This window comes from Leptotrichia rugosa, assembly GCF_041200005.1.
In the GTDB taxonomy this organism is placed as follows: domain Bacteria; phylum Fusobacteriota; class Fusobacteriia; order Fusobacteriales; family Leptotrichiaceae; genus Leptotrichia; species Leptotrichia rugosa.
Map to the genome: position 1 here is coordinate 1064584 of NZ_CP165644.1, position 11710 is coordinate 1076293.

Below are 11710 nucleotides of genomic sequence, written 5' to 3' on the forward strand. Positions count from 1 at the left end.
TATATTTAAAGGAATATGGAGTTTTTGTAGTGGTAAGTTTTGGGTATAGGGATGAAGAGTGTTTAAAAAAGCAAAAAAACCACTTTAAGAACTTTTGGAAATAATTGAGCAAAGAGTTTTACTTCTTGTTGCAAGATAAAAAAGTAAAAAGTCGATAAATATAAATAAAGATAAAAACACAGTTCTGGTTGGTAGTCCAGACGCAGTAATGTAAGTAACCTGCCTCCTTAGGTTGTCCATTCTTTATTATAAATTTTTTAAAGGAGGCTGAAATTATGAAAAAAATTTCAGGAAAGTTGACAGTTTTCTTTGAAAATCCGTTTTGGGTAGGAATTTTTGAAAATTTTGAAAATGATAATTTATCAGTTTGTAAAGTAACTTTTGGTTCGGAACCTAAAGAATATGAAATTTATGATTTTATATTAAAAAAGTTCTATAATCTTCGATTTAGTAATGAAATGAAGTCAAATTTTAGGGAGAAAGCAAAAAATCCAAAACGGAGACAACGAGAAATAAAAAAAGAACTTCAAAGTAAAAAATTTTTGAAAAAATCAGAAAAAATTCTAAAATTACAATACGAAGAGAATAAAAAGGAACGAAAAGTAAAAACAAAACAAGAAAAAGAATTTGAAAAACAGAGAAAATTTTTATGAATTATGCCAGAACACTCCCGACGCAAGGAATGAGATGAATGGCATATTTTTTGGAGACGAAAAAATTTGAAATAGTTAAATACATATGGTATAATAAAAATGGTGATAAAATATGGTAAATATTAATTTTGGAAGAGGATATATGTATTCAATTCAATACCATATAGTATGGTGTGTAAAATATAGAAGAAAAGTATTAATTGATGATATTGAAAAAACTTTAAAAAAATTACTAATTGAAATTTCTAATGAAAATAATATAAAAATAGTAGAAATGGAAACAGATTTAGACCATGTTCATATATTAATTGAATGTAGTCCTCAACATTTCATACCTAATATTTTGAAAATATTCAAAGGAATTTCTGCAAGAAAACTTTTTTTAAAACATCCCGAGATAAAAAATAAGTTATGGAATGGACACTTATGGAACCCTAGTTATTTTGTTGCAACTGTTTCAGAAAATACTGAAGAACAAATAAAAAGATATATCCAAACTCAAAAAGAAAGATGAGAAGGAGGAACTATGGCGAATTATGTATTGACATTAGCTTTAAAAACTGAACTATGGCAAGAACATATTTTAGAAAAGAGACTAAACATAGCCAGAATGATATATAATTCTTGCCTTAGTGAAATTCTTAAAAGACATAGAAAAATGATAAATTCTTCTGAATATAAAGAAATCAGTAATTTAGATAAAAAAGAGCAATCTAAAAGATATAAAGAATTAGATAAAAAATATTTAATATCTAAATTTGAATTAAATAAATATGTGAAACCTATGACACAAAAATTTAAAAAGAATATAGGTTCTCAAATGGGACAAGAATTGGCTGAAAGAGCTTTTGCGACTTATGAAAAATTTAAGTATAGTAAAGCTAAAAAAGTATATTTTAAAAGTTATGAAAATTTCTATTCTGTTAGAGAAAAAGGTAATATTACAGGACTTAGATTTTTTAAAGAAGATTGTTGCATATCTTGGTTAGGCTTAAAGATTCCTGTAATAATAAAAAATAATGATAAATATGCGCAAAGCTGTTTTTTAGATAAGTTATTGTATTGCAGGTTACTTAAAAGAGTTATAAATGGAAAAAATAAATACTACGTTCAAATAACTTTTGAGGGAACACCTCCTAAAAAACATAAAGTTGGAGAAGAAAATGAAATTGGAATTGATATAGGAACTTCAACAATAGCAATCGTTAGTGATAATAAAGTAGAATTAAAGATTTTAGCTGAAAATATAGAAATAAATGAAAAAGAAAAAACAAGGCTACAAAGAAAACTAGATAGACAGAGAAGAGCAAACAATCCTAATAAATACAATGCTGATGGTATTATTAATATAGAAAATAAAGAAAAATGGAAAAAGAGTAAATCATATTTAAAAACTCAATTAAAACTTGCAAATATACAAAGAAAAATCGCTGATAAAAGAAAGCAATCTCATAATATTTTAGCGAATAGTATACTAGAAATTGGAACAATAGTAAAAGTTGAAAATATGAATTTTAAAGCTTTACAGAGAAGAAGCAAGAAAACTGAAATGTCTGAAAAAACTGGAAAATTTAAAAAGAAAAAGAGATTTGGAAAATCTTTATCAAATAGAGCACCTGCATTATTAATTGAAATAATAAATAGAAAATTAGAATATATTGGAAAAAATATAATAAAAATTGATACTTTTAAAGTAAAAGCTAGTCAACTAAATCATAGTACAAATGAATATGAAAAGAAAAGTCTATCAAAAAGATGGGTAGAAATATTAGGAAATAAAATACAAAGAGATTTGTATTCTGCATTTTTAATAAAGAATGTAAAAGAAAATTTAGAAGAAGTAAGTATAGAAAAAGCACAAAAAGAATTTAAAAATTTTGTTAAATTGCATAATGAAGAAATTGAAAGAATAAAAAAAGGAAATGTAAAAACATTAAAATGTATGGGATTTTAAAATAAAAACTGGTTTTGAACCGAGCCAACAGGACGTAAATATTCTCAACGGAGAGTTTGTCCATTAAAGTCTTAAGGAAATTAGCTAGTATTTGAATACTAGATATTCAAAAGAAACTAAATAGTACTTAAGAACCTCGCGACTTCAGTCGTGAGAGGTTCAGTGAAACAGGAGAAAAAGAAACAGAAACATAAAGGAAAATAAAAAATTATTATTTAATTAGTCAAAAATATTGAGAATAATAAAAAAATATTGGGAGGAAAAAGTGGATTTAAAAAAAGAGAATTTAAAAGAATTTATATTGAAATTAAATCAAAAAGATATTAATGAATTAATGTCAAATTCTGAAAAAGAAGAAGATATAATTTTTTATAATAAATTGTTTAATTTAATTTTGGAAACAAAGCAAGACGAATTGATAAAAAAAGGTGTGTTTTAATGAAAAAAGTTTTATATATTTTTGCGGGAGTAAATGGAGCAGGAAAATCAACTCTGTATAATTCTGAAAATTTAGACAATAATATAAAATACAGTACAAGAATTAATACAGATGAAATTGTTAGAAAAATCGGAGATTGGAAGAATAATTCTGATCAAATAAAAGCAGCAAAAATGGCGATAAATATAAGAAATGACTGCTTAAAACATGGAAAATCATTTAATGAGGAAACAACTTTAACTGGGAAAACTATTTTAAAAACTATTGACAAGGCAAAAAAATTAGGTTATGAGTTACAATTATTCTATGTTGGAGTTAATAGTCCTGAAATAGCAAAAAAAAGAATAAAAAATAGAGTTGAAAAAGGTGGTCATAATATAGCTGATGAAATAGTTGAAAAAAGATATTATGAGTCTTTAGAAAATTTAAAACAAGTGATTTTAAAATTTGATGAAATCTATTTTTATGATAATTCTGAAAAATATAAAAATATTTTTTCAGTTATGAATAATAAGATTTTTTATAAGGATAAAAACTTTAATTGGTCAAAAGAAGCTATAGAAGTGATTGAAAATAGAGAGAAAATATGAAAATGCTTTGAAAGAACAAAAAAGATTAATTGATCAAAGAAAGGAAAATGTAAAGGATATGCTTATGAATGTTCCAAGAGTAAATCCGGACTATGGAAAAGATATGGATAAGGATTTATTTAATGCAAGGGATAATGCCTTAACAGAACAGTTGAACAAAGATTTTCCAAGAAATAATCCATATAGGAATATCAATCCTGATGAAGGTTTAAATATGCCAAAACCTGAAATAAATAGAGAAAAATCTCAAAATATAAATGAACAGTTAAAAAAATTGAGAGAAAGAGTAGGTAATTAAGATGAAAAAGTTGAAGTTTATATTATTGATTTTGATAAGTATTTTCTGTTTAAATTCTTGTTTTACAATAGCTACAATGCAGGGGAAGGGTTATTGCCTCCTCCTGAATATAAAAGTCCTTATTATTTTGGTAATAATAAGAAATTAAATACTTTACTTCTTACTGAAAATAAAAAAGATAGAGATTGGAAATAGTAATGTACAAATTTCTATACCAAGTGGGTTGAAGTTAAAAAAATCAGATGGGCTTATTAATAATTATTTATATAAAAAAATCGTTCGAATTACACGGATATTATTTAGGAAAAGAACTATTTTTACCAATATTTATTTTCAATGAAAATTTTGAAGAATTTTTAAAAACAGAAAATTTAGTTAAACTAAATGAAAATACCTATTTAAATTTTGAAAAAAATAGTAAAAATAGAAAATTAGATCAAATTATAAAAAAAATTGATGATAATGTCTTTGCTGTTGTTAGTATTGTTGATATGAATGATAAATCTAAAAATTTCTTTTTAGAGTTGATGAAAGATTGGTAATTAAATATTTAGATATTAAATTGTTAAATAAATTTTAAGTGTTGTTATTGAGATTTGAAACAGGAAAATTTGATTGAACAAAGAAAGGAAAATGTAAAAGATGTGTATATGAATGTTTCAAGAGTAAATCCGGACTATGGAAAAGATATGGATAAGGATTTATTTAATGCAAGGGATAATGCCTTAACAGAACAGTTGAACAAAGATTTTCCAAGAAATAATCCATATAGGAATATCAATCCTGATGAAGGTTTAAATATGCCAAAACCTGAAATAAATAGAGAAAAATCTTAAAATATAAATGAACAGTTAAAAAAATTGAGAGAAAGAGTAGGTAATTAAGATGAAAAAGTTGAAGTTTATATTATTGATTTTGATAAGTATTTTCTGTTTAAATTCTTGTTTTACAATAGCTACAATGATGGGGGAAGGGTTATTGCCTCCTCCTAAATCTGAAAGTCCTTATTATTATGGTGATAATAAGAGATTAAATACCTTGCTTCTTACTGAAAATAAAAAAAGATAGAGATTGGAAATAGTAATGTACAAATTTCTATACCTAAAGGATTATGGTTAAAGAATAGTGATAATAGTCTTCTTAATGAAACATTGAATAAAAAAAAATCATTTGAATTATCTGGATATTATCTAGGAAAATCCATTTTACTACCAATTCATATTTATAATGAAAATTTTGAAGAATTTGCAAAAAAAGAAAATTTAGTTAAAATAAATAAAAATACATACTTTAACAAATTTGAAGACAATAGTAATAGTAAGAAAATTAAATTGAATCAAATTATAAAAAAAATTGATGATAATACTTTTGCCGTTATAAGTTTTAATGATATGAGAGATTATTCTAAAAATTTCTTTTTAGAGTTGATGAAAGATTGGTAAAAAGTTTTAGATAAAAAAGTGAAATAAAAAAATTATTATTAGGAATAATGATTACAATGTGTTGCTTAAATGTAATTGTTAAAAATAATGAAGTAATTAAGTTAAAAAGACAGGGATTATTTTTTTGTATCACATATAATTTGGATATTTAAAACAACTTTTCACCCAATAAATTTTATAAGTAAAAAAAGATGAAACAATATTGATAAGAGTGTCCAGAATTTTGTATAAACACAAAATATAATATATGGTAGAGTGTGTAAAAATTTTTGTACAAATTCAGAATCGAAGTCGAGGCAGTCTCTTTTAGATTTCCATCAATACTCTCCAGTCCATACTCCCAAATTAATTCTCAAAATATTTCAAATCCTCAAATTTAAAAAGAAAGCGTCACAGTGAGTTCAAACGACTTTATTTTAAATATCAAGTTATGGTATAATTAATATATTGAAATTCAAAGAAAATAAAAGAGGGAGTGATTTTATGAGAAAAAAAGCTGTTCCTGTGGGGATTGAAGATTTTAAAGAGTTGATACAAGATGAATATTATTATGCAGATAAAACTTTATTAATAGACGAAATGTTAATGAATAAATCAAAAGTTACATTATTTACAAGACCACGTAGATTTGGAAAAACATTGAATATGTCGATGTTAAGATATTTTTTTGATGTAAAAGATAAAGAAGAAAATAAAAAGCTTTTTGAAAATTTGAAAATATATAATAGTGAATATATGAGTCAACAAGGGAAATATCCTGTAATTTTCATTTCAATGAAAGATTTGAAAGGAAATAGCTGGGAAGAAACCTTTAATGATTTAAAGTCTCTTATTTCTGATTTATATGCTGAATTTAAAGATATGAGAGAAAAAATGGATGAACGGGATAAGATAAAATTTGATAAAATATTTTATGAAGAGGAAAAAGGAAATTATGGAACTTCTTTAAAATTATTATCAAATTATCTTTATGAATATTATGGAAAAAGTGTAATAATTTTAATAGATGAATATGATGCTCCAATAATAAATGCTTTTGATAAAGGATACTACAATGAAGCAATAAATTTTTTTCAAACATTTTACAGCTCAGCATTAAAGACTAATAATTCCTTGAAATATGGTGTTTTGACAGGAATAACTAGAATCATAAAAGAAGGGATATTCTCTGGTTTAAATAATCTTTATGTAAATACGATTTTAAGTAAGGATTATTCAGAATATTTTGGACTTCTTGAGAGCGAAGTGATTGAAATGCTTGAGTATTTTGATATGAAATATAAAATTGAAGAGGTTAGAGAATGGTATAATGGGTATATTTTTGGAGAAAGTAAAGTGTATAATCCTTGGTCTATTGTAAATTATGTGAGAGAAAAAGAAATTAAAGCATATTGGGCAAATGTTTCGGGGAATACGCTTTTAGAGAATATGCTTGATCATGCTGGGGAAAGTGTTTATGATGACTTAAAACGGTTTACTGATGGAGAAAGCATTGAAAAATATATTTCGGATGGAACTACGATAAAAAGCCTTTTAAATAACGATGATGAAATATGGCAATTACTCTTATATAGTGGGTACTTAACAAAAGATGAAAAGCAGAAGGAAATAGATGTAACTTCAGAATATACAGATGTTTATAACTTGAGAATTCCAAATAAGGAAATACGGAAATATTTTGGGAATATGTTCTTGAACAGATTTTTTGGAACAGAAATGAAAACTAATACTTTGATAAAAGCACTTGAAAATGGAGATATTAAGAAATTTGAGAAGACATTGGGAGAAATAATGATAAATATGTTAAGTCATTTTGACTTGGACAAGGAAATGGAGAAGATTTATCAGGTGTTTATGATAGGGCTTGTTGGATTTTTGATGGGGAAATATGAAATTATTTCAAATGATGAGAGTGGATATGGGAGATATGACCTTGCGATGATTCCGATAAAAAGCAATGAGAAGGCGTATCTTATGGAATTTAAAATATCGAAGACGAAAAAGGGGATGGAAGAGAAAGCGCAGAAGGCGTTAAAGCAGATTGATGAGAAGAAATATGATACGAAGCTTAAGGCAAGAGGGATAAAGAATATTTTGAAGATTGGGGTTGCATTTTATGGGAAAGAAGTGAAGGTTGTTTTTAAATAGAGGTTTAAGTAAAGGTGGGAAATAAAGTGAGCTTAAAAAAAATAAAAGATAATTATTTTGAAAATTTAAAAATGAATAAATATGATTTTTTTAATAATTTAGTAAATGAAATAGGAAATTTTGCTTTTTTAATTTCTGAAATTTATAAAAGTGGAGAAGTTAAAACAAGTATTATTGAAAATTATGGTTATTATATTAGTAATGAAAGTTCTTTGTACATAGCAGAACTAAATGAAGCTAAGGAAATCAGAGTATATTATTCGTATGAGGAGTTATTTTATAGTTTTTATTTATATTATCTAAAAAATATGGCAGATTATAGTGATTTTATGCTTTTTATTGAACAAGAATTGTATAATTATACACAATATACAGATAATTTGAAAAAATATAAGATAAAATTTGATTTAAATGATTTTTTTAATAGAGATAAATTAAGAAATTTTCTGATTGAATATAACAAAAAAGAAAATATTTATAATTATAATTTCATAAACTTTAATAGGAAATATATCAATTATTGGGATATCAATATATTAAAAAAATTTTATTCGTTTTTATTAAAAGAAGGAAAATTAAAAGAAATTTTGAATAAAAAAGAAAAAAAGTATATATTGCCTAAAACGAACTTAGAAAAATTTATTATAAATATTTTGAAAAATAAAATTGAAATAGAATATGAAAATATTGAATTAGAATATCATGATGGTAGAGGTGTAGTAGGGTTTCAATACAAAGAAAAACTTGAAAAAAGTGATGTTGCATTATTGAAATATAAAAATATTAATGATTTAAAAGAAGAAAGATTCAGAAACTCTAGAGACGAAATGAATGTCGAGATAATTTCTAAAGAAAATTTTTTAAAAGAACTTGAAATTATTGTTGTTGCCTATAAAGATATTTATAATGATAATGAAGTTCAAGAAATGTTTGAAAACTTTAAAGAAAATTTTTAGAAGAGAGAGTGTCCAGAATTTTGTGCAAATTCAAAATCTAAAATATAAATCAAAATAACATCCCATTATCCTAATTTTATAAATTCTACGAAAGGAAATAAAGAAATGAAAAAAGTAGAAAGAGCAATTCGTCTATACAGAAAAGTAGATGTAAATGAATCAATAAAAAAAAGACATAAGAAAGTTATGAAAGGACTGTCAGAACTGGAAGCACCTTTAGGATTGAAAGATAGTGAGATTCCAGAAGTGCCAGATTTTGGTGTAGAAATAAGAGCCTATTATCGTACAAAAAATTCTAAAACAAAAGGAGTTTCGATATCAGGAGATTATATATGGAGAGATGAAAGTTCAGAGAAAGGAAGATGGGATTCTCTGGAGTATGATTTTAAAATAACATATAAGCTGATAGACTATAAGAAAATAATATATGATGATCTTCCAAAGGTGATAAATGTTTTTGATCCTTATGTTGCTGATTTATATGTAGCTTATAATGGTGCTTATGAGGAAGGAAGAACTCCGGAAACAAGAACTTATGGAGAAAGTATAAATCCTGAATTTTTAAAACTGAAGGAGAAAAATTGTAACATAGGAATGCTGGAAGATGTATTATTTACACTATCCCCAGTGATGTATTTCAATGAAGAGAGTTACACTAAGCTAATAAAAATACCTAAGAAAGAGATTCTAGAAAGACTCAAAGGGAAAGCGAATGAAGTTCTGTTACTTGAAAAGGGTATATACATTATCTTTAATGACAAGGCAGATATTACCTATGAAGAATTTGTAGAAATGAACAACACATTTAAGCCGTTATTAGGACTAAATTAACTTAATATCAGAATTGGAGTGGGGTGTGTAAAAATTTTTGTGTAAACCTCTAATATATGGTAAAATAACTATATAATATTTGGAGGTTTTTGTACGGTTAAAAAGAAATCTTTCTGTTAAAATATAGTTATAGAAATATTTAATAGTCTGAACAGAAAAAGTGGAATCTGTTTATAAATAGAAGTTTAAAGCAAGGTATGGAAATGGGTGGAATGGAAACCGAACAAATATTTATACAAGAGCCTTGGAAAATACCAGGAATTAAAGTCTTGAAATATCCAGAATAGTTAAAAATTAAGGAAGGAAATATAAAATGGAAAAATATGTAGAATTAAAAAAAGCAATAGAAGAATTTTTAGAACTAAGAAAAAATTTAAACAATAGAAAAGATATTAAAGAGTCACATAGTTTATCCTTAATAAGTTATTTATGTATAGTTAACTATTTAGTATACGGAAAAATTAGCAGATTTCGTGAAGATGTAAAAAAGGATATAGAAGAAGAATTTCGAAAATGGAGTCAAAATTTAGGAAAATTTGATCCATTGTTAGATTATTATTTTGTATCTGTTACTTCAGACGGAAAAGATTCAGAAAAAAATGAAGAAATAAGACAAATTAATATAAAAGTTGGAGAATTAACACATAAAATAAAAAAACTTAGTATTGAAATTTATATAAATGATCTTATACCTTGGAGAAATTAAATAAACTTGAAGCATACTGCACCCAAAATTTAGCTAGAAGTCTAAATTTATATATAATGAAGCTGAGGGACCTGATAGGGAACTCGGAGAGGACGACAGACGGAATAAAGAGAATACTGACAACAAGAGATGAGAACGGAAACCTGAACATGCTGAAGAGCGGAGGAGGGAATAAAAAAAGATGATGACAGAAACTTTTATAAATGAAACTTATGGAATAAATGGAATAACAAGAATATCATTAAAAAAAATAATAAAAGTATTTTCATTTCCGAATGAAATAAATATAAAGTTTTCTAATAAAAAAATCAATAGATATAAAATTTATTTATGATGGATTAGAAGTCCATTATATGCTGTATTTTTTCAGAAAATATTGAAAAACCTGAATATCAAACATTATATTTTGATGTAAAATATATACATTTAAATGATGATAGCATAAAAATAGGTGATGAAATAAAAACTGTAATTCCAAAAATAAAAAAATATTTAAAAAAATAAGAAAAATATAAACTTTGAATACGATGAAGATAAATATACAGGGAGATATTTATTTGATAATAAAAATATTGATATATTTTTGAAAAATGCAGAAATAAAAAAATTGTTGATGGTATAATGATAAGCTTACCTTATGAAGATATTTTGCCAGAAAATAAAGATATTTTAAATGAAATAGAAGATATTATAGAAATAAAAAATAAAATTGATAATTTTTTTGGAAATAAAGAAATACCTTCAGGAAAATACGATCTGTTAAATTTATTCCTTTTAGAGGAATACTACATATGAATAGGGTGTGTAAAAATTTTTGTGTAAACCTCTAAATAATATATGGTAAAATAACTATATAATATTTGGAGATTTTTGTTATGGATAAAAAGAAATTTTTCTGTTAAAATATAGTTATAGAAATATTTAATAATCTGAACAGAAAAAGTGAAAGTTGCTTATAAATAGAGATTTAAAGCAAGGTGTGGAAAAAAATACAAAACAGTACCATTATTAGAATATAAGCCAGATTATATAAATAATATACAAAATATAATTCAAAAACAACAAATGAAAATACCTACAAAATAGAGAAAGGACAAAGCTATGACAATTTATTCAGCAGCAGATATGGGAACATATGAAGAATTTTTAAAAATATTTAAAGAAGGAGATCAAAATGAAATAAGTCCATCAGGACGAAGTTTACTTTTCACAGCATTATGTAATACAAAATCAAAAGAAAGATATAAAATAGCAAATTTTCTAATAAATAAAGGAGCTGATGTTAAAATAATAACAGAAGATGGAATGAGTATGTTTTTTCCATTATTTTCTCTTGGATGGCAAGATATAGTAAAAACAACAATTTTGTGTAAGACATTATTGGAAAAGGGAGCAGATATAACAACAATATATAAGAAAGAGAAAACGGTTTCTTTCAAAGAATTATTTAATATCGGCACCCCTGAAATAGAAATGTTACCGTTATACCAACTGATATTTTCTCAACCAGGACTTCCTCTTTTAGTAAAAGATAAATGGGGACTAACAGTAATTGAATTTGCAAGAAGGTTTAATAGGCCAATAGCAGTGAAAATGATGGAAGATTATGTAAAAAAATATAACCTAAAAGAAGATAGTTAGAATTTTTAGATAACCGTTGTTGTATAATTGGAATTTACACAATAGTTGTTGC

General features: G+C 25.0%; 16 protein-coding genes. All 16 read left to right on the plus strand.

Annotated elements, in window-relative coordinates; translation table 11 throughout:
• Positions 1–275 precede the first annotated feature (275 nt).
• Positions 276–653, plus strand: a complete 378-nt coding sequence (locus AB8B22_RS05200) for a YjdF family protein (RefSeq protein WP_369710317.1) — start codon at positions 276–278, stop codon at positions 651–653.
• Between the two features lie 112 nt (positions 654–765).
• Positions 766–1167 carry an IS200/IS605 family transposase gene (gene tnpA, locus AB8B22_RS05205; protein ID WP_369710318.1) on the plus strand — a complete coding sequence of 134 codons (402 nt, stop codon included), beginning with the start codon at positions 766–768 and terminating at the stop codon, positions 1165–1167.
• Positions 1168–1179: 12 nt separating this feature from the next.
• Positions 1180–2607 (plus strand): RNA-guided endonuclease TnpB family protein, encoded by a 1428-nt coding sequence (locus AB8B22_RS05210; protein ID WP_369710319.1) that lies wholly within the window; start codon positions 1180–1182, stop codon positions 2605–2607.
• Positions 2608–2872: 265 nt separating this feature from the next.
• Complete coding sequence (locus AB8B22_RS05215) at positions 2873–3046, plus strand: GNAT family acetyltransferase (RefSeq protein ID WP_146960340.1); 174 nt, start codon at positions 2873–2875, stop codon at positions 3044–3046.
• Positions 3046–3636, plus strand: a complete 591-nt coding sequence (locus tag AB8B22_RS05220; RefSeq protein WP_060918192.1) for a zeta toxin family protein — start codon at positions 3046–3048, stop codon at positions 3634–3636. Before AB8B22_RS05215 ends, AB8B22_RS05220 begins: the two co-directional genes overlap by 1 nt.
• Positions 3614–3934, plus strand: coding sequence for a hypothetical protein (locus AB8B22_RS05225; protein ID WP_060918193.1), 321 nt, complete (start codon positions 3614–3616; stop codon positions 3932–3934). The genes AB8B22_RS05220 and AB8B22_RS05225 overlap by 23 nt, the downstream gene beginning before the upstream one ends.
• A 242-nt stretch (positions 3935–4176) precedes the next feature.
• On the plus strand, positions 4177–4476 hold the full coding sequence (locus AB8B22_RS05230) for a hypothetical protein (RefSeq protein WP_369710320.1): 300 nt from the start codon (positions 4177–4179) through the stop codon (positions 4474–4476).
• A 54-nt stretch (positions 4477–4530) separates the two neighbouring features.
• Positions 4531–4770: a hypothetical protein gene (locus AB8B22_RS05235; protein WP_369710321.1), complete on the plus strand. Its 240-nt coding sequence runs from the start codon at positions 4531–4533 to the stop codon at positions 4768–4770.
• Between the two features lie 315 nt (positions 4771–5085).
• Entirely contained in the window at positions 5086–5376 is a 291-nt protein-coding gene (locus AB8B22_RS05240; RefSeq protein WP_369710322.1) for a hypothetical protein, read from the plus strand.
• Positions 5377–5859: 483 nt separating this feature from the next.
• Entirely contained in the window at positions 5860–7524 is a 1665-nt protein-coding gene (locus AB8B22_RS05245) for an AAA family ATPase (RefSeq protein WP_369710323.1), read from the plus strand.
• Positions 7525–7550: 26 nt separating this feature from the next.
• A complete protein-coding gene (locus AB8B22_RS05250; protein WP_369710324.1) occupies positions 7551–8480 on the plus strand; it encodes a hypothetical protein in 930 nt (309 codons plus the stop codon).
• Between the two features lie 105 nt (positions 8481–8585).
• Entirely contained in the window at positions 8586–9311 is a 726-nt protein-coding gene (locus AB8B22_RS05255) for a helicase (RefSeq protein ID WP_369710325.1), read from the plus strand.
• A gap of 313 nt (positions 9312–9624) precedes the next feature.
• Positions 9625–10017: a hypothetical protein gene (locus tag AB8B22_RS05260; protein ID WP_068153983.1), complete on the plus strand. Its 393-nt coding sequence runs from the start codon at positions 9625–9627 to the stop codon at positions 10015–10017.
• Between the two features lie 181 nt (positions 10018–10198).
• Positions 10199–10351, plus strand: a complete 153-nt coding sequence (locus AB8B22_RS05265; RefSeq protein ID WP_369710326.1) for a hypothetical protein — start codon at positions 10199–10201, stop codon at positions 10349–10351.
• A gap of 287 nt (positions 10352–10638) precedes the next feature.
• Complete coding sequence (locus tag AB8B22_RS05270; RefSeq protein ID WP_369710327.1) at positions 10639–10812, plus strand: hypothetical protein; 174 nt, start codon at positions 10639–10641, stop codon at positions 10810–10812.
• Between the two features lie 306 nt (positions 10813–11118).
• Positions 11119–11658, plus strand: a complete 540-nt coding sequence (locus tag AB8B22_RS05275) for an ankyrin repeat domain-containing protein (RefSeq protein ID WP_369710328.1) — start codon at positions 11119–11121, stop codon at positions 11656–11658.
• Positions 11659–11710: the final 52 nt, after the last annotated feature.